The following is a 24,446-nucleotide window of genomic DNA, read 5'->3' as shown; positions in this document are numbered from 1 at the left end:
CGCCAGGACCACACGGTTTTGCCGTACGCTTAATCCACGCCGTCGTCTCAGCGCAAACAAGCGTCCACCGCAACCCGTCCAACGTCCGTGACGACGGCCGACGCCCTTCTGAGTAGGACGGGATGGCGATAGATGCGCACTGATTTGGGTCGGTCGACAACCGAAATATTTTTGATTTACAGAAATTCTCTACTTGACACGATTTCCGCAAAACAGAACTGATTTGCCCGTCGGGTTGTTTTGCCGCACCCGCCGCGCTTACAATTCTCTTGCGCACGAGGCGACGCAGTTCGCAAGGCATCGGTGGCCGGCAACGTTCAAGCGCAACGGCCGTCGTCCCAGATCACGTCTCGCTTTCCGCCGCACCCTGTGCCTCGCGGCGCCACACGGCCGGGCTGACGCCGACCAGGGCCGAAAATACCCGCGTAAAGTGGCTTTGATTGGCAAACCCGGCGGATATTGCGATCTCCGCAAGGGACAGGCCACGGACGGTCATCAACTGCTTGGCGGCGTCAACGCGTTGGCGAAGGAGCCACTGGTGTGGCGGCAGGCCGACGGACGCCCGAAACGCGCGAGAAAAATGGCTGACTGACAGGTCCAATTCAGCCGCGATCTCCTCCAGCGTGAATTTGCCACTGAGATCAGACTGGAGCCTTTCGCAGGCACGCTTCATCTGCCACGGAGCAAGGCCGCGATACACGGGTTCGGCGTTGCAAAGCCCGCCATACGCCCGAGCAACGTGCGCTGTGAGCGCCAGCATCATGTGATCGACGAAAAGCTGGTTCGCTTCGGATGGCCGGCGCAATCCCTGCAGGAGCGCCGCGCCGATGTGATGCACAGCGTCGTCGTCAAAGCCGTTACCGAACTGACAGTCGAGCTGGCCGACACGGCGCGCGCCGAACCGCTCCGCGACGCCGTTGAGCGCCAACGCCGGAACATAGAAATGAATGGAGTGGAACGGCTTTTCGATCACAAAGCGCGGATCGCACTTCATGTCGTACAGATATGTCGTGCCTGCCCGGATATTGGGCTTGGCCACGCACTTGCCATGCTCCCAGTATTCGCAGTCGGGATAATCGCGAAGTTTCAAGCTAACGAGATAGGCATCCTCGGGTGCGATGGCGCCGCAAAGGCCCGGCATGGGATTGTCATCCCGCGTTTCGGTGGCTGTGACCTCGACACCGCGCGTAGACCGCGTGATCAGCGATGACGGTGTATCCTGAAGGTGCAGCAGGTCCTTGAACGCCTGACCGTGAAAACCGCTCTGTGTCATATGCGTTTAGCCAAGGGTAACGCAGCCGGCGGATCAGCATCATTGCTGCGCCGTCCCGCATTATCGTAGATCAGCGAGGGGCCGTCCAGCGCGGCCGATGACAGGGCCGTTTACGCTGCGATTTCAAAGTATCGTGGATTCCCAAGTTATCATGGATTCCACGGCCCGCTTCGAGCGAATTTCGGAACTTGGACTCCTTGACGGGATGCTTGTTCACCTCAGGACCGGACGTGGTCAGGCCGAATTTCCGGCGAGGGACTGCTCGTGATCCGCCCGTCCGGGTTGTTTTGTCGCACCGATGTATCCGGATCGTTACAATCCGAACCGCGGGCCGCTCTTTCTCCTGCGCAGGCTGTCGTATAAAAGTGAATCGCTCCCGGAACGGGCCGAATTCGCGGCGTGGATGGTGGTGGCCATTGGTTGATCCAAAATTCATGAATCTGACATCTGATCGACGCACGCGCGGACAGGCATTTGAACCGGGGCATGGAATGGTAGTTCGATTTACGACGGCGCGATCCTCCGTGGCAATGCGGCGTCTGGGTGTTCCTGCCATTGTGACATTCGCTGCTGTGGCCGCGTTGACGGCCTTGACGGGACTGGCCGCCGACGCCGCGCCGAAACAGGCGCGCCCGAAGCCCGCCACCGAGGCGACGGCGCCGCGCGATGCCGGCGAGCCGCTGATGGCGATCGTGTCGATCAAGAGCCAGCAGGTCACTCTCTACGACTCCGACGGCTGGATCCTGCGCGCGCCGGTGTCGACCGGCACCAAGGGACGCGAGACGCCCGCCGGCATCTTCGCCATCCTCGAGAAGAACAGGGAACACCGCTCGAACATGTACGACGATGCGGAGATGCCGAACATGCAGCGCATCACCTGGAACGGCATCGCGCTTCATGGTGGGCCGCTGCCCGGCTATGCGGCCTCGCACGGCTGCGTGCGGATGCCGTTCGGCTTTGCCGACAAGCTGTTCGACAAGACGCGGATCGGGATGCGGGTGATCATCTCACCCAACGACGCCGAGCCAGTGGAATTCTCCCATCCGGCGCTGTTTTCGCCGAACCGCGAAGCCATCGCGGCCGCGCCGGCCAAGGCCGAAGCGCTGCCCCGCGAGGCGGCCGAGGCTGCCAAGGCAGCCGACGAGGCGAAGAAGGCCATCGCGACGACGACGCGCGAGACCGCGTCGCTGACGGCGTCGCTGCGCAAGCTGCAGGGACTGAAGACCCGCGCCGACGGCGAGCTTGCCTCCGCCGAGAAGGCGGTCGCCGCCGCCAAGTCTGACGAGGCCAGGGCGAAGGCCGAGGACCTCAAGCAAAAGGCTGCCGCCAAGGCCGCGGACCTCGGGACCCAGTTCGAGACCGCCAAGGCCGACGCGAAATCGAAGCTCGACGCCGCCGCCGCGGCCAAGGAAGCGGCCAAGGTGGCCCAGACCAGGAAGGCCGACACCGCTAAGGCAGCGAGCGAGGCCAAGCTCGCGCTCGAGCCGGTCTCGATCTACATCAGCCGCGCGACGCAAAAGCTGTACGTGCGCCGCCCGACGCATAAGCCGGCGCCGGACGGCGGCGGCATCGTGTTCGATGCGACGATCGAGGTTCCGGTCACGATCCGCAATTCCGACAGGCCGATCGGCACGCACGTGTTCACGGCGGTGGCGCAAAACGATTCCGGCCTGCGCTGGACCGCGGTCACGATCGACAGCGCCGACGACGCCAAGGCCGCGCTCGACCGCATCACCATCCCGCAGGAGGTGCTCGATCGCATCGCGCCGACCGCCATGCCGCGATCCTCGATCGTGATCTCGGACGAGCCGCTGAGCGTCGAGACCAACTATCGCACCGAGTTCGTCGCGGTGCTGAGCACCGAGCCGCAAGGCGGCTTCATCACGCGCAAGCCGACGCCCCCGATCGATGTCTACGCTTCGAGCGACCCGGTCCAGGGCGACGGCTTCAACCCGTTTTTCCAGCGCAGCTGGGAACCCCAGCCTCCCCAACCCGCCAATACCCGCCGGCGCGGCGGCCAACAGTACTGGCAACCGGGCACGAACTGGTGGTAGGGCAAGGCACGCTGCGCGTAGGGCGCGGGGCTCGTTGGGTGATTGATCCGACTTGTCTGCCGTGGAGCGGAGGGTGGGTGAAGCCACCGGGTCGCGCGAATGCGCGCCCGATGATAAACTCCGCGAAACCCACCCACTTTCACAAAGCGAGGTAGATTGGTTTCGCTTCCGCCGTCGCTCTTTGAGCCACGGCGGAAAAGTCGCTCACCCATCCTGCGAACGATCAATTTGGTCAGATGTAGTCTCAACTTCCGTTCGAGCCTCACTGATCATCAGGTCGTCCTTCGAAAGGCTCGCCATGTCGCATCCCGCCCGGTTTGCTCTGCGTTTCCCGCTGGCCTGTATCGCCGCCTGCACCCTGGCCTTGTCGCCCCTGCCCGCACGGGCCGCGCCGGTGGCCAGCATTCACGAGCTGGCGCAGCAGGAAAAGGCCCCGCTGCTCGACACGCTGCGTGACCTCGTCAACATCGAATCCGGCAGCAAGGATGCCGAGGGCCTGGCGCAGCTGGCGGCACTGATCGCCGATCGCCTGACCAGGCTCGGCGGCAAGGTCGCGATCGTCGAGCCTGCGGACATCTACCGGATGGAAGACACGCCGCCGAAGCCGGGTTCCATGGTGCACGCCGAATTCAAGGGGACCGGCACCAAAAAGATCATGCTGATCGCCCACATGGACACCGTCTATCTGAAAGGCATGCTGAAGGACCAGCCCTTCCGCATCGACGGCGAGCGCGCCTATGGGCTTGCCGTCGTCGACGACAAGCAGGGCATCGCACTGATCCTGCACGCGGTGGCGATGCTGCAAAAACTGAATTTCAGGGATTACGGCACGCTGACCGTGCTGATCAATAGCGACGAGGAGATCAGCTCACCGGGCTCGCGCAGCACCATCACCCGCATGGCGGGCGAGCACGACGCGGTGTTTTCCTACGAAGGCGGCGGAATGGACGGCAATTTGCGCCTGGCCACCAGCGGCATCGGCGCGGCGTACCTGACAGTGGACGGCAAGGCCTCGCACGCCGGCGCCGCGCCGGAAAAGGGCGTCAACGCGCTGTACGAGCTGTCGCACCAGATGCTGCAATTGAGCGACCTGTCGCGGCGCGAACAGGGCCTGTCCCTGAACTGGACGGTCTCGCAGTCCGGCACCAACCGCAACGTGATCCCGGCGCAGGCCACGGCGCAAGGCGACGCAAGGGCGCTGAGGGTGTCTGACTTCGCCGAACTGGAGGCGACGCTGCAGCAACGCATCAAGACCCAGCGGATCCCCGACGCCAAGGTGCAGCTCCGGTTCGAGATGCGCCGCCCGCCGCTGGAAGCAACCCCCGCCTCGCGCCGGCTGGCGGCCCACGGCACCGCCATCTACGAGGAACTCGGGCTGCCACTCAAGGTGATCGACGTCGCCTCCGGCGGCGGCACCGACGCCGCGTTCGCCGCGCTGAAGACCAAGGCCCCCGTCATCGAGGGATTTGGCCTCAGCGGCTTTGGCGCCCACTCCAACGACGCCGAATACGTCAAGCTGGAGACCATCGTGCCCCGGCTTTATCTGTCGGCACGCATGATCATGGATGTGTCTCAGGACAAGGTGAAATAATGCGGTGCAGCGGGGGTTGCGCCGCAGGAACCTGCCTCGTCGTCACGAGTTCCAAAAATTAAAAGGCCGCTGAGTGATGTCAGCGGCCTCGCTAAAATTTTTAAGTATGAAATCCTGCCTGGCAATTTGATAGCGCAGAACCGTTCTATTGTGGATTCCGGGCAAATACGGTGTCCTGATCTCCGGAGCCGGTGGGCGGATTGCTCGTCATTGCGAGCCAACGGCGCGCCCGATGACGGGCTCCGCGAAGCAATCCACGCCTCGGCTTGGCGCAAGATGGATTGCTTCGTCGCTTCGCTCCTCGCAATGACGGGGCGGCCATTTAAGGTAGCCGCTTCGCCCTTTGCACGCTAACATCCCTGGCAAGGACGTCCGCTCAAGAAGCGCCCCGGGAGGAATTAGCATGCGGCTGAATTCAACTATTTTCCGCAGCATCGCACTCGGCTTCGTTGCCGCCTTCGCGTTTTCCAGCGCAGCCTCCGCCGCCGAGGTGCGCGTCATGATCTCCGGCGGATTGGCGGCCGCCTATAAGGCGCTGGTTCCTGAATTCGAGCGTGCCACCGGCCACAAGGTGCTGACTGCCTACGGTCCGTCGATGGGCACGACTGTCAATGCGATCCCGGTGCGGCTGGAGCGCGGCGAGCCCGCCGACGTTCTGATCATGGTCGGCTATGCGATCGACGATCTCGCCAAGCAGGGCAAGGTGATGGCGGAAAGCAAGATCGACCTGGTCAAATCGCCGATCGGGGTTGCGGTGAAGGCCGGCGCCCCGAAGCCGGACATCAGCAACGCGGACGCGGTCAAGCGCGCGCTGCTGGCCGCGAAAACCATCGCCTATTCCGACAGCGCCAGCGGCGTCTATGTCTCGACCGAAATGTTCGACAAGCTCGGCATCAAGGACGCCATGAAGGACAAAGCACGAAAAATTCCAGCGACCCCGGTCGGCGAAATCGTCGCGCACGGCAACGCCGAGATCGGCTTCCAGCAGATCAGCGAGCTGCGGCCGGTCGAAGGCATCGACATCGTCGGTCCCCTGCCCGACGAATTGCAGAAGATCACGGTGTTCTCCGCCGCGATTGCCAGCGTCTCCAAGGAGCCCGACGCCGGCAAGGCGCTGATCAAGTTCCTCACCTCGCCCGCGGCGCGGCCGGAGATCGTCAAGATCGGGATGGACCCGATTGTCGGGGCGAACTAGGGGCTAGCTCGTCATGCCCGGCCTTGTGCCGGGCATCCACGTCTTTGCTGCCTGATAGAAAGAAAGACGTGGATGGCCGGGACAAGCCCGGCCATGACGGAGAGTAATTTTGGTGGCCCAATTCACCGGTGCATCCCGTGCTGCATCGCCAGCAACGCGATCACCACCAGCGCCAGCACGACGGTCGTGCTCTTCCAGAACAGCAGCGGATTGCGTTCGATCAGCGGTGTCGACGAATTGCTGAGATAATTGGCGTTGGGATGACGCAAATCATGCAGGAATTCCGACAGGCTGTCGTATCGCTTGTAAGGGTTCGGATGCACCGCGCGCTCCAGCGTGCCGTCGACCCATACCGGCACTTCGCGGTCGCGGTGCGAGGCCGGGCTGTAGACCAGCCTGTTGAACTGCGAGCGGGTTCGGGCTTTCGCCGCTGCCGCGCCATAGGGCAGCTTGCCCGTCAGCATGTGATAGGTGATGACGGCGAGCGAGAACAGGTCGGAGCGCGACGAGACCGGTTCGCCCAGAAAATATTCCGGCGCGGTGTATTGCGCGGTGCCGAGAATGTCGTTGCGGTTGCCGGATGGAGCGGCCTCGATGACGCCGGTGATTTTGGTCGAGCCGAAATCGATGATCTTCACCGTTCCGGTCTTGTCGATCATGATGTTGTCGGGCCGCAGGTCCTGATGCAGCATCTCCTTGCGGTGGAAGGCGCGCAGGCCCTTGGCGATCTGCTCGACGATGCCGCGCACCGTTTCCAGCGTCGGCCGGGGATTGTCGATCATCCATTGCGTCAGCGTCTGGCCGTCGATGTATTCGGTCGCGACGTAGAGGAAGTTGCGCTTGCGTGACGGCAAACACGGCTTCAGCACGTGCGGGCTGTCGATCCGCCGCGCCACCCATTCTTCCATCATGAACCGCTTCAGATATTCCGGGTCGTCGCGCAGGTCGATCGAGGGGACCTTGAGGGTGACGACCTCCTCGCTCTCGATGTCGACGGCAAGGTAGATGTGGCTGCGGCTAGAGCCGTGCAATTCCCTGACGATCCGGTAGCCGTCGAACACCTGCCGCGCTTCCAATAGCGGCGGCAGCGGCAGCTCACGCGGCTGCCCGAACACTTCGCTGGCGGCGCTTTCGGGCAACTCATCGACGCGAACGATCTGGATGGTGAGATTGTCCTTGCTGCCGAGTTCAAAGGCGAGTTCGGCGACGGCTTTCGCCGCCTGGTCGAGATCGGCGGCGTTATCCCGGACCGTTCTGGCGATATGGCGATCGCTGACATGTTCGTAGATGCCGTCGGTCACCAGCACGAAGGTGTCGCCCTTCTCGACCCGGGACATCAGGTAGTCGATTTCGATCTGCGGATTCACCCCGAGCGCGCGGCCGAGATAGGACTGTTCCGACGAAATGATGACGCGATGGTCGTTGGTCAGCTGCTCCAGCGAGTTGCCGGACAGGCGATAGATCCTGGAATCGCCGACGTGAAACAGATGCGCCGTGGTCGACTTGAGGACGATGGCGCTCAGCGTGCAGACGTAGCCGCGGTCCCTGTCGTAGGAATACTGGCTTCTTCGCGTTTGCGAATGCAGCCAGGAATTGGTCGCCTCCAGCACGCGCTGGGCCGACGTTCGCACCGACCATGATTCCGAGGTGCAGTAATAGTCGGTCAAAAAACCCTTGACGGCGGACTCGGCTGCGATGCGGCTGACATTGCTGCTCGAGATACCGTCCGCCAGCACGATGGCGATGCCCTTGAGGCTCAATAGCGGCTCGGCCGGAATCAGGACGCCGTGGAAATCCTGATTGGTTTCCTTGCGGCCTTTGTCGGAATACTGCCCGACCGAGATTTTCAGTTCGCGCGGCATCGAGTCCGTGAAAGGAATGGGGGTCTCAACCCCTGAGAGTTGAGACCCATTGCGTGTCTAAGACGCGCGTGAACGCGCCGACGAGGCCTGCTCGGTCAACCCCACTGCGCGCTTCGGCGCGGTCTTGACGTGGGTGGTGTAGAGCGTCAGGCCGGTGAAGGCGAGACCGCCGACGAGGTTGCCGACCACGGTCGGGATCTCGTTCCAGATCAGGTAGTCCATGATCGTGAACTTGCCGCCGAGCAGCAGGCCGGCGGGAAACAGGAACATGTTCACGATCGAATGCTCGAAGGTCATGGCAAAGAACAGCATGATCGGCATCCACATCGCGATCACTTTGCCGCTGACCGTGGTCGAGATCATCGCGCCGACGACGCCGGCCGATACCATCCAGTTGCAGAGCATGCCGCGAACAAACAGCGTCAGCATGCCGTTGAGGCCGTGCTCCGCGTAGCCCACGGTGCGGCCCTCACCGATATGGCCGAGCGCGACGCCGACCTTGTCGGGCGGCGTGGAGAACCCAAACGTACAGACGATTGCCGCCATCACCGCGACAGTGAAAGCTCCGCCGAAATTGCCGATGAACACCAGACCCCAGTTGCGCAGCACACCGCCGAGCGTCACGCCCGGACGCTTGTCGATCAGCGCCAGCGGACACAGCACGAATACGCCGGTCAAGAGGTCGAATCCGAACAGATAGAGCATGCAGAAGCCGACCGGAAACAGGAGCGCCCCGATGATCGGCTGGCCGGTATTGACGCCCATCGTGACGGCGAACCACGCCGCCAGCGTCAGGATGGCGCCGGCCATATAGGCGCGAATCACGGTGTCCCGAGCCGACATGAAGATTTTGGATTCCCCGGCATCGACCATCTTGGTCACGAATTCCGAAGGCACGAGATAGGCCATTGCAGTTCCCCCTGTTCGCAAAAATTCAACTGGGCGCCGGCAGCTTGTGGCCCAATGTGAGGTGTGGCGAGCCGTCCTCGCGCGCGCATGCCGCAACCACAGCAGAAGCAATACGCTTCTGTCGGGCGCCGCGGGTTACGCTCGCGCTTGATGATTGGAGACAGAGATGTTTGTGGAGTGGTCCCGATGACTGCTCCAAACGCCTCAACGAGGTCGCTTGATCCCTGCGCCTTGGCCAACACTGGCTTTGGCAATCCGTAGGACGGCAGTCGTCATTGACTGAGATGTATTTAAGCAATCGATGTGCCAACAGGGCGCTGGCGCGGAAGTGGCAAAAGCCCCGTGATTTACAGGATTAATCGCCCCGGAGCGCACCCGGGGGCATGGGTCTCATGCCTTGTATTTGTGCAGTTGCACAGATGTAGCGCAGGGCTCGACATTCTCACACGAGCAGTCCTCCCCCGCAAGCGCGGGAGAGGGAGCGCTTGCGTGCTCGTGGAAGCAGTGAGATCTAACGCTCTACCAGCTCACTTCGTCTGCGTTCTGATCGGCGAGTCCTTCAGGCCGTTATTGTCATAGGCCTTGCGCAGCGTGCCGTTCGAGATCGACTCGGTCAGGAACTTGACCGCAAACGCGTGCGCCTGCGGATGATTGAGCGGCACCGCGACCGCGGTCACCGTCTGCTTGAAGGTTTCGTCGAGCACCCGCGTGCCCTGAATCTTCTTGGCCATGGCGTTGAGCGTTTCACGCGACAACGCGAAGGCATCGATCTCTCCCTTGGCGAGCAGGCCGGCGATTTCGTCAAAGGTCTGATAGCCGGTGACCTTGGCATTCTTCAGATGCGCCATCGCGCCGCGCATGGTCGTGGTGTTGTTGACGGCGGCGATTTTGACGCCGGGTTGATCGAGGGTCGCAAAATTGGTCACCGTCGAGCCAGGCTTGACGATGTAGGTGGCGTCCGCGACCTCATAGATCGGCCCGAACGACATCTTGCCTTCGCGCTCCGGATCCTTCGGCAGGAAGGTGACGTCCCAGGTGCCCTTCGACGCGGCGTCGACGATCTGGCCGGAATTCTGGTGCACGACATATTCGACGGGAACGCCGAGCTGCGCGGCCATCGCCTTGCCGAGATCGACCGGAACGCCAGCATAGCCGGATTCGGTTTTGGTCGACCAGAACGCGCCGCCCGCCGGGCTGATCGCAATCGCCACCCGCAGCTTGCCGGTCGGTGCGATTTCATCTTTCAGGGCATCGGCATTTGCCGGCATCGCTATCATCATGGCTCCTAGGACGAGGCCGGCAAGTCGCGGCAATTGATGGGACATAGCTTTCCTCCACGCCGGGTCTTCGCCCGGTCAATTCTGGAAGTTTGCTTTTAGCTCAGCGACGATCGGGCGTACAGCGACCCGCCATGCACGCCGCATATGACGCAAAGCCCTATCCAGACCATCTGCAGGCCACTATCGTCTGCCGCAAAAGCAGATCGGGAGCGAAACGTTTTGATGGGTAAATCCGGTTTTGATGCGGAATTCGATGTCGTCGTGGTGGGCGGCGGCTCCGCCGGCTGCGTGCTGTCGGCACGGCTGACGGAAAATCCAAACGTGTCGCTTTGCGTCATCGAGGCCGGCGGACGCGATCGCAATCCCTGGATTCACATTCCGATGGGGTTCGGCAAACTGGTCCCGAACCCGAAGATGAACTGGGGTTACGAAACCGAACCCGAACCGGGTCTGGGCGGCCGAACCGTGATCTGGCCGCGCGGCAAGGTCTTGGGTGGCTCCGGCTCCATCAACGGCCTGGTCTTCCTGCGCGGCGCGCCCAGCGACTACGACGAATGGCAGCGCCTCGGTGCGCGTGGCTGGGGCTACAAGGACGTGCTGCCCTATTTCAAGCGAATGGAACACAGCGTTGATGGCGCCAACGAATGGCGCGGCACCGGCGGTCCGATGACGGTGTCGAACATCAAACGCCCTTCGACGGCGGCGAAGGCATTCGTCGAGGCCTGCGAGCGCCTGCAATATCAGCGCAACCCCGATTTCAACGGCGAGCGCATTGACGGCGTCGGCTTCGCCCCGCTCAACGTCCACAATGGCTGGCGCCGCTCGACAGCGGTCGGATATCTCAAGCCGAACCTGGCCCGCAAAAATCTCGAACTGATGACGAAGACCCGCGTCCGCCGCATCCTGCTCGAGGCAAGCCGCGCCATCGGCGTGGAGGTCGAACGCGACGGCCAGATCCAGCGCATCGGGGCGCGGCGCGAGCTCATCGTCTCAAGCGGCGCGATCAATTCTCCGGTGCTGTTGCTCGCCTCCGGCATTGGCCCGGCCGCAGAACTGGCAAAGCTTGGCATCGACGTGAAATGCGACCTGCCCGGCGTCGGCAAGAATCTGCAGGACCATTATCAGTCGAACTTCACATTCAAGACCAACGCGACCGATACCTTGAACGAAGCCGTGATGAGCCCGGCCAAATCGGTCAAGCTCGCACTCGAATGGCTGCTCAGGGGATCCGGACAGCTCTCGGTCGGCGCGACCGAAGCGACGCTGTTTGCGAAATCAGATCCCTCCGAACCGGTGCCTGACATCCAGTACCAGTGCCTCAATTTTTCGACGGATGGGTTCAGGCACGGCCTGCATCGCTGGCCGGGCTTTACCTTCATCTTCAGCGTCTGCCGGCCGAAGAGCCGCGGTGAAATTACGTTGCGCGACGCGGAGGGCCGCACGCCGCCGCACATCCGCGCCAACTATATGACCGACCCTGATGATATGCGCATCATGCTGGCGGGCTTTCGCATTGCCCGGCAAATCGTCGCGACAGAGCCTTTCCGATCGCTGGTGGTCGAACAGATCAGGCCCGGTCCGGAAGTTACGAACGACGAACAGGCCGCCGATTATATCAGGAACGTCGGCTCGACCGTCTATCATCCCTGCGGCACCTGCCGGATGGGCGAGGACGACGGCGCCGTCGTCGACAGCCAGCTCCGCGTTCGCGGCATCGACGGTCTAAGGGTCGTCGACGCGTCCATCATGCCGGCGATGCCCTCGCCGAACATTCACCCGGCGACGATCATGGTCGCCGAGAAGAGCTCTGATATCATCGGCAAGGCGCTAGCCAACTGATGGCCGAACTCAGAGGCGATCAATTCGTCCGCGCCGCCGGCACCTTGATTTCCTGCGGCAGGATGATGGCGGCGACGATCACCAGGAGGCACAGCGCGCCAAACGCCTGCAGCATGGTGACGAAGCCGCCCTTCTCGTACAGCCACGCCACCAGCCCGACGGAAGCGCCCGCCGCCGTGAAGCCGATGAAGTAGCGCACGGAGTAAGCCCGCGAGCGCCATTCATCGGTGGTGTACTTGCCGACCATGGCGTCATTCACCGTGACCTGGCCGAACGCGCCCATGACGATGCCGATCGAGGCGATGATCAGCGGCAGGTTCGACAGCGTCGCCGCGAAATACAGGAACGGCGCCAGCAGGAACGACAGCGGCAGCATCACGGTCTTCAGCGAATAATGGTCGATCAGCTTGCCGATGGTGTATTGCGTCATCGCGCCGAACACATAGACGCCGGCCGCGATGACGCCGAGCAGCGCCGGGCTCGCGGTCAAGTCGGCCAGCCGCTCCGCGAACAGCTTGGGCAGCGCCACGGTGACGGCGTTGAAGGTGGTCGAGATCGCGATCACGACGATCAGCAGCGCCAGGATCACCCGCCACATGTCCTCTTTGGCGATGCGCGCCTGGGCTGCCGCCTGCCTGGAGCCGGTTCGATCCTCGTGCACGACCATCATGGCGAAGGCCACGCCGATCAGCATGGTGACGACGCCCGGCACGATGAAGGCCCAGCGCCAGCCGAGGTATTGACCGATCACGCCGGTGACCAGCGCCGACGACGCCACGCCGAGATTGCCCCAGACCCCGTTCAGCCCCATCTCGCGGCCGAGCTTGTCGGCATAGGACACGATCATGGCGGTGCCGACGGGGTGATAGATCGAGGCGAACAGGCCGATCGCGAGCAGCACCGCGCCGAGTTCCAGCGGGGTCTGCACGAAGCCGACCGCGATCATCGAGGCGCCGATGCCGGCAAAGAAGATCACCATCATGTGGCGGCGGCTCCAGCGGTCGCCGAGCCAGCCGGTGATCAGCGAGCCCGCGCCAAAGGCGACGAAGCCCGGGGTGGCGTAAGGCAACAGCTCCGAATAGGCCATGCCGAATGCCGGCCCCATGATGATGACCGCGGCGGCGAAGATCAGCATCGCGTAATGGTCGATGAAATGGGCGGCGTTGACGAAGCCGATCACCCGGCTGGGGCTGTTCATGGTCTGGTCCGGTCCTTGGCGCTTGTTGGGCGTTTCTTGGCGGGCGGGCCCCGGTCAGAGGCCTGGGCCCGAATCCCGCAACTTTCCAAAATAGGTTATAGGGAGTTGTCCTGACGGGATGTCGCCAATGAATATCGCCGAAAAGCCAATCGCCGCCATTATCGGGCGCCGCATCTCGACCGGCGACGGCATCCACATGATCGCCAACAACTACAAAAAGGGCTTCCGGATCGACACCCACATGCACCGCGAGGCGCAGCTGGTGTACGCCGCCCGGGGCACCATGCAGGTCACCACCCCGAAGGGCCGCTGGCTGGTGCCGCCCGACCGCGCGGTCTGGGTGCCGGCGCGGCTGGCGCATGCCATCGACGTGCTCGCCGACATCGAAATGCGCACCCTGTATTTCGACCTCGACTGGCTGGCTCGCGAGGAACGCAGCGAGAGCCTCAGCTCGGAATTCGTGGTCCGGGTGTCGCCGCTGTTGCATCAGGCAATCCTGGCGCTGTTCGACGAGCACACCACGGCCGAGCGCACCGGCCTGCTGCTCAAACTCGCAATGCTGGAACTGCACCAGGCGGAAGATTCCGCGACCTTCATCCCGCTACCGCACGAGCCGCGCTGCCGGCGCGCCGCCGACATCGTGCTGTCGGATCCGACCGGCGACCATGAGATCGAAACGCTGGCGCGCGAGGTCGGCACCTCGGCGCGGACGCTGTCGCGGCTGTTCTCGGCCGAGACGCAGCTCAGCTTCAAGAGCTGGTGCCAGCGCGCCCGTGTCGCGGCTGCGATCGAAAAACTCTCCACCGACGCCAACGTCTCGGTCAAGCAACTGGCTTCCGACCTCGGCTATGCCAGCGTCCCGGCGTTTTCCCATGCATTCCGGCAGGTTACCGGCAAGACCCCGACGGAGTTCGCTGAGAAGGGTTAAACGAGATTCGTCATACGCGGGCTTGACCCGCGTATCCATCATTCTTGAAAAAAGCCTCCTTCCATGGAGATGGATGGCCGGGTCATAGGCAAGCGGAAGCGACGCCGTCCTTCGGACGGCTATGCCCGGCCATGACATACTGGGAGACATGACATATTTCCGTACGATCCATGCGCTTGAATAAGATCGGCCGCGCCCTAGATTCGATATAAGGTTCGGCATCACCACCGGAATCGACTTAGCCCATGGCCAACGCCTTCTTCTCCGACCTGCTTTCGACGATTTCCGAACGCGGCCGCACCCTGCTTCGGCGCGGCGGATCTTCGGATACCAAGGAAGACGCCTCCGAACTGCTTGAACTGTGCGAGGCGCTGCTGTCGGGCCGCGGCGAGGCTTCGGGCACCGCGATGGCCCGCGAAGTGCTCGACCGCTACCATGACCTCGACACAGCCGGCCGGCTTTCGTTCTTTGCCGCCCTCGCCCGCGACTACGGTCCCGACCGCGAGCGGCTTTCGCGGGCGATCGAGAGCTGGCGCGCGCAGCCGAGCGACGCCGATGCCAGCGATCTTCATTTTGCTTCCGAGCCACGGCGCCAGGAACTGGTGCGCCGGCTCAACCGCGCGCCGGGCGGCACCAGCGATCTGGTGGCGATGCGCGCCGATCTGCTTTCGCTCATGAAGGGCAACAAGGATCTGGCAGCGCTGGACCGCGACGTGGTGCATCTGCTGTCTTCTTGGTTCAACAGGGGATTTCTCGTGCTGCGCAGGATTGACTGGTCGACGCCAGCGAATATTCTGGAACAGATCATCCGTTATGAAGCAGTGCATGAAATCCACGACTGGAACGATCTGCGCCGCCGCATCGACCCGATCGACCGCCGCTGCTACGCGTTCTTCCATCCGCAACTGACCGACGAGCCGCTGATCTTCGTCGAGGTCGCGCTGACCGAAACGATCCCGACCGCGATCGCGCCATTGCTCGCCGCCGAGCGCCAGCCGGTGGCGATCGACCGCGCCCGTACCGCGGTGTTCTATTCGATTTCGAACACCCAGAAGGGGCTTGGCGGCATCTCGTTCGGCAGCTTCCTGATCAAGCAGGTGGTCGAGGAATTGCGGCGCGAATTGCCGAAGCTCGACACCTTCGTGACGCTGTCGCCGGTGCCGGGCTTCATGCAATGGCTGAAGGAAGCCGACGACGTTCCCTTGTCGGACGAGGAACGGACGCTGCTGGAAAAGCTCAACCAGCCGGACTGGTTCGAGAACGCAGAGACCACCACGCAACTGCGCGCGGTGCTCGAGCCGTTGGCCGCGCATTATTTCCTCAAAGCCCGCACCTCAAAGGGCCGGCTGATCGATTCGGTGGCGCGCTTCCATATCGGCAACGGCGCACGGCTGGAGCGGATCGACTGGCTCGGCGATCTCTCGCCGAAGGGCGTTCGCGAGTCCGCCGGCATCATGGTCAATTACCTCTACCGGCTCGACGACATCGAAAAGAACCACGAAGCCTACGCCAACCAGGGCGAGATCGCCGCTTCCAGCGCGGTGAAGAAACTGCTCAAGACCGAAGGTCGGCGGCTGCTGGACATGCGGCTGTCGTAGATCGGCGCGCTTTCCGTACGCCGGCTTCAATTGGACTTGATCGCGCATGGCTTCCGGCCTCATGCCTCCCAGCGATCAAGCCGTCACGGGAGTGTCGCCGGAGCCGATTGATCCAGCACGGCGCATCGACGCCATAGACGCGTTGCGGGGCGTCGCGCTGTTCGGCGTGATGGCGATCAACATCACGACGATATTTCGCGTCTCGATCTTCGAACAGTTTCTTTTCCCTAAGACGCCGGCATCGCCGCTCGATCACACGGTGGAAACGGTCCTGAAGCTGGCGATCGACCTGAAGGCGCTCGCGCTATTTTCGCTGCTGTTCGGTGTGGGCCTTGCCATCCAATTCGAGCGGCTTTCAAAAAGCCCCCGCCGCGCGGCGCTCCTCGTGCGCCGACTCGCCGTGTTGCTGGCATTCGGACTCTTTCACCTTTGCCTGATCTGGAACGGCGATATTCTCACCGAGTATGCGCTCGCTGGCTTGATCGTCCTGCCATTTCTGTTCGGTCAGCGCTGGCTACTGGCTGTCGCCGCGCTGGCGTCTCTCGGGCTGTATCTTGCGATGCAGGCCTTTCCGCCGCCGGGATTGTGGCCCGGCACGGCGGCGATGGCGCAGGATGTCACGGAGGCGCGTCGCATCTATGCCACGGGCGGATTCCTCGACGTGCTGACGTTCCGGCTCCGCGAGATTCCCCTTTTTGCTTATCTGCACGCCAATATCTTTCCGCGCACGGTCGGGTTGTTTCTGCTCGGCGCGTTCGCCTGGCGCACCGGCATTCTGCGAAACCCGCCTCGTCATCTGCTGTTCTCGATCGCCGCCGCCTGTATCAGCCTTGGCGCAGCTTTGATCCTTGCTCGTGCCGGCGGTTTTACCGCGGGCAGCGGCCGGATCGGCGTCCTGGCAGAACCTCTCGGCACCATCCTGCTGGCGCTGGGTTACGGGGCGACCATCATCGGCATCGCCAGCCTCAAAAGCGGAAACCGGTTGCTCGGCTGGGCCGCGTCGCTGGGGCGGATGGCGTTCACCAACTACCTCGCGCAATCCCTGATCTTCGGCTGGATCTTCTACGGCTACGGCCTTGGCCTGTTCGGCCAACTCGGTGCCGCCAGCGCGCTTGCGATCGGCGTCGCCGTTTACGCCGCGCAGATCCCGTTCAGTGCGTGGTGGCTCGGCCGATACCGCTATGGCCCGGTCGAATGGCTGTGGCGCACGCTGATGTATGGCGCGGCCCAGCCGATGAGGCGGACGGTGTAGCGCCAGCCTCAGATCTTGTATTCGTAAAGCAACCGGGCGCGGATGGTGCCTTCCAGAGCCCGGATGTCCGCGAGCACGCGCTGGCCGTCGGCGGCGGAGGCATCGGCGTCGAGCACGACATAGCCGACATCGTTGGCCGTCTCGTAATATTGCGCGGCGATGTTGACCGAGTGGCGCGCCAGCACTTCATTCAAACGGCCCAGCATGCCCGGCAGATTGCGCTGCACCTGGATGAACCGCGTGCCCGACGGCCGCGGCGGCAGCTGAACCTGGGGAAAATTGACCGCGCCCATGGTCGAGCCGGAATCGCTGTAGTCGACGAGCTTGCGCGCCACCTCGGCCCCGATGCGTTCCTGCGCCTCCTCGGTCGAGCCGCCGATGTGCGGCGTCAGGATGACGTTTTCCAGACCCTGCAACGGTGAGACGAAGCGGTCCGCGTTCGAGCGCGGCTCGACCGGAAAAACGTCCACCGCGGCGCCTCGGAGCCTGCCTTCGCGCAGCGCGTCGGCGAGCGCCTCGAGGTCGACGACGGTGCCGCGGCTGTTGTTGATGAAATACGCACCCGGCTTGATCGCCGCAATCTCCTCGCGCCCGATCATCCCGGCCGTGGCCGGCGTCTCCGGCACATGCAACGACACGACGTCGCTTTGTCCCAGAAGCTCATGCAAGCTCGCGACCGGTTCGGTGTTGCCGTGGCGAAGCCGGTCGGTGTGATCGTAGAAGATCACCTTCATGCCGAGCGCTTCGGCGAGATTGGAGAGCTGCGAGCCGATATTGCCATAGCCGATGATGCCGAGCGTCTTGCCCCTCACCTCATAGCTGTCGCTGGCGGACTTGTCCCAGCGCCCCTGATGGGCCGCGTTGGAACGCGCCACGATCCGGCGCAGCAGGATCACGATCTCGCCGATCACCAGTTCGGCCACGCTGCGCGTGTTGGAAAACGGGGCGTTGAACACGGGAATCCCAACCCGGCGCGCGGCGTCGACATCCACCTGATTGGTGCCGACGCTGAAGCAGCCGATCGCAATCAGCCGGTCCGCGGCTTCCAGTACATCCGGCGTGATCTGCGTGCGGGAGCGGATGCCGAGCAGATGCACGCCCTTGATGGCTTCCTTGAGCGCATCGCCCTCCAGCGCCTTGGACAGGCGCGTCATGCTGGAATAGCCGGCAGACTCGATCAGCTGTACGGCGCTGTCGTTGACACCTTCGAGGAGCAAGACCCGGATCTTGTCTTTTGCGAGCGAGAGTTGGGGGAGTTTGCTGGTCACGATCGCAGCGTCCTTTGGAGATAGATGATTGGTGAACTGACGGCCCGGAAAACCATTCTCACGCCGCCAGTGCCTTCATTTCCTTGTAGAGATCGGATTTGCCCTCGAAGCCGATGCCCGGCAAATCAGGCATGGTGATGTGGCCGTTCTCGACGCGAACGCCGTCGGGAAAACCGCCATAGGGCTGGAACAGGTCGGGATAGCTCTCATTGCCGCCGAGCCCGAGACCGGCCGCGATATTGAGCGACATCTGGTGGCCGCCATGCGGGATGCAGCGGCTGGCCGACCAGCCATGGGTCTTCAAGGCTTCAAGCGTGCGCTGGTACTCGCAGAGCCCGTAGGACAGCGCGCAATCGAACTGCAGCCAGTCGCGGTCCGGACGCATGCCGCCGTAGCGGATCAAATTCTTCGCATCCTGATGGCTGAAGAGATTTTCACCGGTCGCCATCGGCGCCGGATAGAATTCGGCGAGCGCTGCCTGCAGCGCGTAGTCGAGGGGATCACCGGCCTCCTCGTACCAGAACAGCGGATACTCCCGCAGCATCTTTGCATACGCGATCGCGGTTTCGAGATCGAAACGGCCGTTGGCGTCGACGGCGAGTTGCGCACTGCTGCCGATTTCCTTCAGCGCCGCTTCGATGCGCTCGCGGTCCTCGGCGATCGGCGCGCCGCCGATCTTCATCTTGACGACGTTGTAGCCGCGGTCGAGATAGCCGCGCATTTCGCCGCGCAGCGCGGAGAGATCCTTGCCGGGATAGTAGTAACCACCGGCGGCGTAGACGAACACGCGCGGATTGGCGTCAAGGCCGTGGCGCTCGGCAAGCAGCCGGAACAACGGCTTGCCCGCGATCTTCGCCACCGCATCCCACACCGCCATGTCGATGGTGCCGACCGCGACCGAGCGCTCGCCATGGCCGCCGGGCTTTTCGTTCGACATCAGCGTCGACCAGACCTTGTCCGGATCGAGATTGCCGCCTTCGGCATCAAGCAGCGACTTCGGATCGGCCTCCTTGAGCCGCGGCGCAAAGCGCTCGCGGATCAGGCCGCCCTGCCCGTAGCGGCCGTTGGAATTGAAGCCATAGCCGACCACGCGCTTGCCATCGCGCACGACGTCGGTGACGACGGCGACGAGGCTCGTCGTCATTTTGGTGAAGTCGATGTAGGCGTTACGGATCGGCGAGGAGATCGGCTTCGTGATTTCGCAGACATCGACGATGCGGACAGACATGATGGTGGCTTTCGAAATATTGGGCATGTCATTCCGGGGCGATGCGGAGCATCGAACCCGGAATCTCGAGATTCCGGGTCTGGTGCTGGCGCACCATCCCGGAATGACGGGATCACATCGTCACTTCTGATCCCGGAAATACGGCTCGACCGGGCCATGAACCTTGATCGTCAAGGGATTGCCGAAGCGGTCCTTGGCATTCCCCGCAGTGACGCGGATCCAGCCCTCGCTGATGCAGTATTCCTCGACATTGGTCTTTTCGGCGCCCTTGAAGCGGATGCCGACGTCGCGCGACAGCAGTTCTTCGTTGTAGTAGGGGCTGCTCGGATTGGTCGACAGGCGGTCGGGGAACACGTCGGTTTCGGTTTTCTCGTTCATAGTAGTGCCTCGATTTCTCTTCTCAGTGCTTCGGGTGTCACGGTCGGTGCATGACGCCCCACCACCTTGCCCGAACGGTCGACCACGAATTTGGTGAAATTCCATTTGATCGACGCGCCCAGCAGGCCCGATCGTTCGTTCTTCAGGTATTCATACAGCGGGTGCGCTTTGCTGCCGTTGACGTCGATCTTGGCGAACATCGGAAACGTCACGTGAAATCTGGTTTCGCAGAACGCCTCGATTTGTTTGGCGTCACCCGGCTCCTGCGCGCCGAACTGGTTGCAGGGAAAGCCGAGCACCGCAAAGCCGCGCGGCGAAAGTTCGCGGTGCAAGGTTTCCAGGCCCTTGTATTGCGGCGTGAACCCGCAGGCGCTGGCGGTGTTGACGATCAGCAGCACCTGCCCCTCGAACCGCTTGAGCGGAACCTCTTCGCCGGCCAGCGACTGCGCCGTGAAATCATAGATGCCTGACATCAAACTCTTTCGATCTCTTGTTTGACGCGTTTTCTTCCTTCGCTTGAAAACGCTCTGTTAGCTTGCCGGATCGATCGCCGCCGACGGCGTTCCGCCGGCCTCGATCGCCTCGCCCGCGGCAAGGCAGAGATCCTCCCGATAACGGCCGGAGACCAGCTGAACGCCGACCGGAATCCGTCCCACCAGTCCCGTCGAGACCGTTAGCCCGGGCAGCCCCATGAAGGGAATGGCAATCTGCGGCAATTGGGCGTGCCACACCCTCGCAAAAGACGCCTCGTCCTTGCGGTCGAGATGGTCGGGGAACGGCAATTCGCCGGATACCGGCATCAGCAGCACCGGGTATTGTTCGAAGAATTCCAACCATTCGCGGGTCAGCGTCGCGCGCCGGGTCAGCGCCTTCGAGAAATCAGCGGCATCGAACGGAAACACTTTGGTCCGGTTGCCGCGCAGGCAGGCCAACGCGCCGGGATCGCCCTCACGCTCGGCGGTTTCCAGCTGCGCCTCATAGCTGTCGCCGAGCCAGAGCTTGGTCTGCAGATTGGCGGGCTCGCGCAGCGGCGGCGTATTGGTGATTTCCTCGACGATCCAGCCCGCGCGCTCCAGTCGCTTGCCGGCGTCGGCGACCGCGGCTTTCACCTCCGGAACGGGATCGAGGCCATCCGGATTGAGGCACATGGCGACGCGCTTGGGCATTGGCGGGCCTTCCAGCGGCGCCGGCACCCACCAGGGATCGCGATAATCCCTCGCCGACATCGCCGCCAGCGCTATCCGGATATCGCCGATGGTCCGCGCCAGCGGGCCTGACACGGCGCTGATCTGGGGACCAATCGTGCGCTCGGGAAGCGCGGCGTTGAACGCCGGAATACGGCCCATCGTCGGCCGCAGGCCATGGACGCCGCAGGCATAGGCCGGGTAGCGGATCGAGCCCGCGATATCGGTGCCGTGCGCGATATGCCCGATGCCGGCCGCGACAGCAGCACCCGCGCCGCCGGAGGAGCCGCCCGGCGTGATGCCGGGATCGCGGGGGTTCTTGGTGTCGCCGTGCACGAGATTGGTGGTGAACCAGCGATAGGAGAAGGCGGGGCAGTTGGTGCGCCCCAAAATCACAGCGCCGGCCTTGTAGAGATTATCGATCACGGGGCTGTTGTCCGCCGCAATGGCCTCGCGCTGCAGCTTCAGGCCGTTGGTGGTGGCAAAGCCCTGCTGGTCGATATTGACCTTAACCGTAATGGGTACGCCGCCGAGGGGGCCGACATCTTCGCCCCGCCCGATCGCGGCATCGATCGCCGAGGCCTGCGCCAGCACCTCGGCCGGCTTGTGGTCGACCACCGCATTGATCCTGGGATTGACCGCGTCCAGCCGCGCCAATGCTGATGTGGCCGCCTCCTTGGCCGAGACCTTTTTTGTCTTGATCAGCGAGGCCAGCTCCGCGGCCGACAGGCGCCAGATTTCTTGCATGGGAAACTCCGTTTGACCGCCTTGTAGCGCCGCGCGAACGGCAACGCCAGCCGGGGCCGTGCACGAAGGTTTAGCGCAAATGGGCAATAAAATGAGCGAGATCGGCGATCTGCTCTGATGTGATCGGGCCCATCACGTCGGCCATGCTGCCGTCATAGCCGTGACGGCTATTGTCCTTGTATTCGCCAAGCGTCTTGGCGAGATAATCCTCGCGCTGGTTGGCTATCCGCGGCACGTTTTCCTTGCCGGAATAATCCGGGTTGTGACAGTTGTTGCAGCGGTGCTGCTGCCCCAGCGCCAGGCCGCGCTGCATCCGCGCGGGATCGCCGGCCGCTGCGGGCGGCACGGGCTTGGGCAGTTTGGCGATGAAATCGGAGAAGGTGCGCAGATCGTCGTCGGTCAGCTGCTTCGCCATCTCGTTCATCGGCTCGAAGCTGCGCAGCTTCTCGCGAAACATGAAGAGCTGGATCAGCGTGTAAGGCGCCTGCTGCGCGCCGAGCGAGGGCGTGTTTTCGGTCTCCGACTGTCCGCGCTCGCCGTGACAGGCCAGACACGGCGCAATGCGCTCCTGGAAGGTTTCCGCGCTTGCGATCGAGGCGATAAAGGTAAATGCCAGCGCCGTTATTATTCTATGCATTGGCACCGCCGTCATTGCGAGGAGCGAAGCGACGAAGCAATCCACTCTTCCTTTGTTGAAGGTGGATTGCTTCGCTTCGCTCGCAATGACGTTCCTTCCAATCACTTGGCGCCAGCCACCTTCTGCTTGCCGTAGGTGATGCGATAGACGGCGCCGTTGTAGTCGTCGGAGACCAGCAGCGAGCCGTCCTTCAACTGCAGCACGTCGACCGGGCGACCGATATACTTGTTGTCCTCGACAAACCCGGTGAGGAACGGCTCCACGGATTTGACTGACCCGTCCTTGTTCAGCCGGGCGACGAGGACGTCACCGCCAACCTTCTTGGTCCGGTTCCACGAACCATGGCGGGCGATGAAGATCGCGTTCTTGTAGGACTTCGGGAACATGTTGCCGGTGTAGAACCGCATGCCCAGCGCTGCGGAATGCGGGCCCAGCAGGCCGACCGGCGCAGTGTAGTCGCTGCAGGATTTTCCCCAGCCGAATTCGGGATCGACGATGTTGCCCTGCAGGCAGTAGGGCGCGCCGAAATGTTCGCCGACCTTGGTGATGCGATTGAGTTCATCCTCGGGCACGTCCTCCGACATCCAGTCGCGGCCGTTGTCGGTGAAATAGAGCTGCTTGTTCTCCGGGTGCCAGTCGAATCCCACCGTCATGCGCACGCCGCGCGCGAGCACTTCGGCGCCTGACCCATCGAGATTCATGCGCCTGATCTGGCCGTGGGCGTCGCTATGCAGCACGTTGTTGCCGGGTTGCCCGACCGGAACGTACAGCTTGTTGTCGGGGCCGATGCCGATGAACTTCCAGCCGTGGGCTTCATCCTTGGGCAAATCGTCGTAGATCACGGTCGGCTTCGGCGCATTGTCCAGATTGTCCTCGATCTTGTCGATCCTGGAGATCTTCGACAGTTCGGCGATGTAGAGCGTGCCGTTCTTGAACGCGACGCCGTTCGGACGATAGAGGCCGGATGCGATCACCTTCACCGAACGCTTGCCGTCCTTGTTGACGACCGCATAGACCTTGTCGATCAGGCGGGTGCCGGCAAACACCGTGCCCTTGTCGCCTTCGATCAGCGAGCGCGCGTTGGCCATCCCGGCGGCGTAGACTTCGATGTTGAAGCCGGCCGGCACCTTCAGCTTGGCGGTCGGCAATTTGTCGGGCGCAGCGGGAATCGGTGGCGGTGCGATCGGGGCGAGCTTGGCGGCGGCTTCATTATCGGCTGGCCGGCCGATCAAGGGCGAGCCCGGCGGAAGCGGGGCTGCGGCCGCCGGCGCCGCACCTGCCGCAGGCGGCGTGGCCGGCTGCTGCGCTGCAACGTTCAACGTCAATGCACCGAAAAAAGCACCGGCCAGCAACAGGCTGCGCAGCGCCGACGAATAGCTCATCATGGCATTCTCCCTGGCGGAAGCCTTATCCTCGCGCGGACAAGCATGTCAGCGCCGGTGGCATTCCCGGGCGGCACTCTCTAATATTTGTCCGTACATCTGCAATCGGAAAACATCGCTGACCCATCGTCCACGGTCATTCCGGCCGATGCGCAGCATCGAACCTCAGACGTGCATTTGCGCATCGGGGAATCTCGAGATTCCCCAGTGTGCAATTGCGCACCTGAGGTTCGCGCTCTCGCAAGCCCCGCAATGACGGTGGCTGAATCAATGCCGGGTGATGGAGCGATCCGTCGTGTCGAGAATCGCCTCCGTGAACGGAAACTCGAGCACGATCTCGCCCTCGTCGTCGGTGACCTCGATGGTCGCGTTCAGCAGCGCGCCGTCAGTGCCTTCGGTCTTGAGCAGTTCCCGGATCATGGCGCGCGCCATTTCCCAGGCGCGGTCGGGATCCCGCAGCACTTCGCCATCGGGATCGGAAATCAGCTCATCGCCGATACGGGTGTTGAAAAAATAGCGTGGCATCGGCGGTAACCTACTCCATGGAGGCAGCACTTCGTTGCAAAGAAAAATCAACATTCGCGGCGCTGCGATCAACCCGGAAACGCTTGATCCCACGCCGTTTTGACCACCTGCCTTCGCA

General features: G+C 63.0%; 20 protein-coding genes. 7 read left to right on the top strand and 13 right to left on the bottom strand.

The genetic code is table 11. The features are described 5' to 3' along the window. Window positions 1-343 precede the first annotated feature (343 nt). Window positions 344-1,273, bottom strand: a complete 930-nt coding sequence (locus tag JQ574_RS21240) for a helix-turn-helix domain-containing protein (protein WP_212206481.1) — start codon at window positions 1,271-1,273, stop codon at window positions 344-346. 491 nt (window positions 1,274-1,764) lie between these two features. Here JQ574_RS21240 and JQ574_RS21235 point away from each other — a divergent pair, with 491 nt between their 5' ends. From JQ574_RS21235 to JQ574_RS21225, 3 genes are all read left to right on the top strand, one after another. Beyond that, entirely contained in the window at window positions 1,765-3,327 is a 1,563-nt protein-coding gene (locus JQ574_RS21235; protein WP_212206473.1) for a L,D-transpeptidase, read from the top strand. 73 nt (window positions 3,328-3,400) lie between these two features. After that, complete coding sequence (locus JQ574_RS21230; protein WP_312018271.1) at window positions 3,401-4,918, top strand: M20/M25/M40 family metallo-hydrolase; 1,518 nt, start codon at window positions 3,401-3,403, stop codon at window positions 4,916-4,918. A gap of 403 nt (window positions 4,919-5,321) precedes the next feature. Next, window positions 5,322-6,113, top strand: coding sequence for an extracellular solute-binding protein (locus JQ574_RS21225; RefSeq protein ID WP_212383822.1), 792 nt, complete (start codon window positions 5,322-5,324; stop codon window positions 6,111-6,113). 122 nt (window positions 6,114-6,235) lie between these two features. Here the strand turns inward: JQ574_RS21225 and JQ574_RS21220 are convergent, their stop codons facing one another. From JQ574_RS21220 to JQ574_RS21210, 3 genes are all read right to left on the bottom strand, one after another. Then, window positions 6,236-7,975 carry a bifunctional protein-serine/threonine kinase/phosphatase gene (locus JQ574_RS21220; protein WP_212206467.1) on the bottom strand — a complete coding sequence of 580 codons (1,740 nt, stop codon included), beginning with the start codon at window positions 7,973-7,975 and terminating at the stop codon, window positions 6,236-6,238. A gap of 57 nt (window positions 7,976-8,032) precedes the next feature. Beyond that, window positions 8,033-8,884, bottom strand: a complete 852-nt coding sequence (locus JQ574_RS21215; RefSeq protein ID WP_212206466.1) for a formate/nitrite transporter family protein — start codon at window positions 8,882-8,884, stop codon at window positions 8,033-8,035. A 527-nt stretch (window positions 8,885-9,411) separates the two neighbouring features. Beyond that, entirely contained in the window at window positions 9,412-10,161 is a 750-nt protein-coding gene (locus JQ574_RS21210; protein ID WP_249119511.1) for a transporter substrate-binding domain-containing protein, read from the bottom strand. 225 nt (window positions 10,162-10,386) lie between these two features. Here JQ574_RS21210 and JQ574_RS21205 point away from each other — a divergent pair, with 225 nt between their 5' ends. Next, a complete protein-coding gene (locus JQ574_RS21205; RefSeq protein WP_212206463.1) occupies window positions 10,387-12,003 on the top strand; it encodes a GMC family oxidoreductase in 1,617 nt (538 codons plus the stop codon). A gap of 19 nt (window positions 12,004-12,022) precedes the next feature. Here the strand turns inward: JQ574_RS21205 and JQ574_RS21200 are convergent, their stop codons facing one another. After that, the gene (locus JQ574_RS21200) at window positions 12,023-13,201 is read right to left on the bottom strand and encodes an MFS transporter (RefSeq protein ID WP_212206461.1); all 1,179 of its coding nucleotides are present in this window, start codon (window positions 13,199-13,201) and stop codon (window positions 12,023-12,025) included. Between the two features lie 127 nt (window positions 13,202-13,328). Here JQ574_RS21200 and JQ574_RS21195 point away from each other — a divergent pair, with 127 nt between their 5' ends. The 3 genes from JQ574_RS21195 (at window position 13,329) to JQ574_RS21185 (ending at window position 16,979) form a co-directional block, all read left to right on the top strand. Further along, window positions 13,329-14,129, top strand: a complete 801-nt coding sequence (locus JQ574_RS21195) for an AraC family transcriptional regulator (RefSeq protein ID WP_249119497.1) — start codon at window positions 13,329-13,331, stop codon at window positions 14,127-14,129. A gap of 245 nt (window positions 14,130-14,374) precedes the next feature. Continuing rightward, entirely contained in the window at window positions 14,375-15,727 is a 1,353-nt protein-coding gene (locus JQ574_RS21190; protein WP_212271805.1) for a malonyl-CoA decarboxylase, read from the top strand. A 46-nt stretch (window positions 15,728-15,773) separates the two neighbouring features. Beyond that, the gene (locus JQ574_RS21185; protein ID WP_249119496.1) at window positions 15,774-16,979 is read left to right on the top strand and encodes a DUF418 domain-containing protein; all 1,206 of its coding nucleotides are present in this window, start codon (window positions 15,774-15,776) and stop codon (window positions 16,977-16,979) included. Between the two features lie 8 nt (window positions 16,980-16,987). Here the strand turns inward: JQ574_RS21185 and serA are convergent, their stop codons facing one another. The 8 genes from serA to JQ574_RS21145 form a co-directional block, all read right to left on the bottom strand. Then, window positions 16,988-18,247, bottom strand: coding sequence for a phosphoglycerate dehydrogenase (gene serA, locus JQ574_RS21180; RefSeq protein WP_212206455.1), 1,260 nt, complete (start codon window positions 18,245-18,247; stop codon window positions 16,988-16,990). A gap of 58 nt (window positions 18,248-18,305) precedes the next feature. Then, the gene (locus JQ574_RS21175) at window positions 18,306-19,475 is read right to left on the bottom strand and encodes a mandelate racemase/muconate lactonizing enzyme family protein (protein ID WP_212206872.1); all 1,170 of its coding nucleotides are present in this window, start codon (window positions 19,473-19,475) and stop codon (window positions 18,306-18,308) included. Window positions 19,476-19,595: 120 nt separating this feature from the next. After that, on the bottom strand, window positions 19,596-19,853 hold the full coding sequence (locus tag JQ574_RS21170) for a DUF3297 family protein (RefSeq protein ID WP_212206453.1): 258 nt from the start codon (window positions 19,851-19,853) through the stop codon (window positions 19,596-19,598). Beyond that, window positions 19,850-20,326 carry a glutathione peroxidase gene (locus JQ574_RS21165; RefSeq protein ID WP_212206451.1) on the bottom strand — a complete coding sequence of 159 codons (477 nt, stop codon included), beginning with the start codon at window positions 20,324-20,326 and terminating at the stop codon, window positions 19,850-19,852. The genes JQ574_RS21170 and JQ574_RS21165 overlap by 4 nt, the downstream gene beginning before the upstream one ends. Window positions 20,327-20,383: 57 nt before the next feature. Continuing rightward, window positions 20,384-21,784: an amidase family protein gene (locus JQ574_RS21160; protein ID WP_212206448.1), complete on the bottom strand. Its 1,401-nt coding sequence runs from the start codon at window positions 21,782-21,784 to the stop codon at window positions 20,384-20,386. Between the two features lie 70 nt (window positions 21,785-21,854). Further along, window positions 21,855-22,421, bottom strand: a complete 567-nt coding sequence (locus JQ574_RS21155) for a c-type cytochrome (protein WP_212206446.1) — start codon at window positions 22,419-22,421, stop codon at window positions 21,855-21,857. 101 nt (window positions 22,422-22,522) lie between these two features. Further along, complete coding sequence (locus JQ574_RS21150; RefSeq protein WP_212206438.1) at window positions 22,523-23,806, bottom strand: sorbosone dehydrogenase family protein; 1,284 nt, start codon at window positions 23,804-23,806, stop codon at window positions 22,523-22,525. 264 nt (window positions 23,807-24,070) lie between these two features. Beyond that, entirely contained in the window at window positions 24,071-24,328 is a 258-nt protein-coding gene (locus JQ574_RS21145) for a DUF6894 family protein (RefSeq protein ID WP_212206436.1), read from the bottom strand. Between the last annotated feature and the right edge of the window lie 118 nt (window positions 24,329-24,446).

It is taken from the genome of Bradyrhizobium sp. AUGA SZCCT0158, assembly GCF_018130065.1.
Taxonomy (GTDB): Bacteria; Pseudomonadota; Alphaproteobacteria; order Rhizobiales; family Xanthobacteraceae; genus Bradyrhizobium.
This window is presented reverse-complemented; position numbering and strand designations above follow the sequence as displayed.

Coding starts and splice junctions, on each gene's coding strand:
- JQ574_RS21185 (WP_249119496.1), top strand. CDS start 15,774: ATGGCTTCCGGCCTCATGCCTCCCAGCGATCAAGCCGTCACGGGAGTG.
- JQ574_RS21165 (WP_212206451.1), bottom strand. CDS start 20,326: ATGTCAGGCATCTATGATTTCACGGCGCAGTCGCTGGCCGGCGAAGAG.
- JQ574_RS21220 (WP_212206467.1), bottom strand. CDS start 7,975: ATGCCGCGCGAACTGAAAATCTCGGTCGGGCAGTATTCCGACAAAGGC.
- JQ574_RS21160 (WP_212206448.1), bottom strand. CDS start 21,784: ATGCAAGAAATCTGGCGCCTGTCGGCCGCGGAGCTGGCCTCGCTGATC.
- JQ574_RS21170 (WP_212206453.1), bottom strand. CDS start 19,853: ATGAACGAGAAAACCGAAACCGACGTGTTCCCCGACCGCCTGTCGACC.
- JQ574_RS21235 (WP_212206473.1), top strand. CDS start 1,765: ATGGTAGTTCGATTTACGACGGCGCGATCCTCCGTGGCAATGCGGCGT.
- JQ574_RS21240 (WP_212206481.1), bottom strand. CDS start 1,273: ATGACACAGAGCGGTTTTCACGGTCAGGCGTTCAAGGACCTGCTGCAC.
- JQ574_RS21200 (WP_212206461.1), bottom strand. CDS start 13,201: ATGAACAGCCCCAGCCGGGTGATCGGCTTCGTCAACGCCGCCCATTTC.
- JQ574_RS21155 (WP_212206446.1), bottom strand. CDS start 22,421: ATGCATAGAATAATAACGGCGCTGGCATTTACCTTTATCGCCTCGATC.
- JQ574_RS21215 (WP_212206466.1), bottom strand. CDS start 8,884: ATGGCCTATCTCGTGCCTTCGGAATTCGTGACCAAGATGGTCGATGCC.
- JQ574_RS21210 (WP_249119511.1), bottom strand. CDS start 10,161: ATGATAGCGATGCCGGCAAATGCCGATGCCCTGAAAGATGAAATCGCA.
- JQ574_RS21225 (WP_212383822.1), top strand. CDS start 5,322: ATGCGGCTGAATTCAACTATTTTCCGCAGCATCGCACTCGGCTTCGTT.
- JQ574_RS21145 (WP_212206436.1), bottom strand. CDS start 24,328: ATGCCACGCTATTTTTTCAACACCCGTATCGGCGATGAGCTGATTTCC.
- JQ574_RS21150 (WP_212206438.1), bottom strand. CDS start 23,806: ATGATGAGCTATTCGTCGGCGCTGCGCAGCCTGTTGCTGGCCGGTGCT.
- JQ574_RS21190 (WP_212271805.1), top strand. CDS start 14,375: ATGGCCAACGCCTTCTTCTCCGACCTGCTTTCGACGATTTCCGAACGC.
- JQ574_RS21195 (WP_249119497.1), top strand. CDS start 13,329: ATGAATATCGCCGAAAAGCCAATCGCCGCCATTATCGGGCGCCGCATC.
- JQ574_RS21205 (WP_212206463.1), top strand. CDS start 10,387: ATGGGTAAATCCGGTTTTGATGCGGAATTCGATGTCGTCGTGGTGGGC.
- JQ574_RS21175 (WP_212206872.1), bottom strand. CDS start 19,475: ATGTCTGTCCGCATCGTCGATGTCTGCGAAATCACGAAGCCGATCTCC.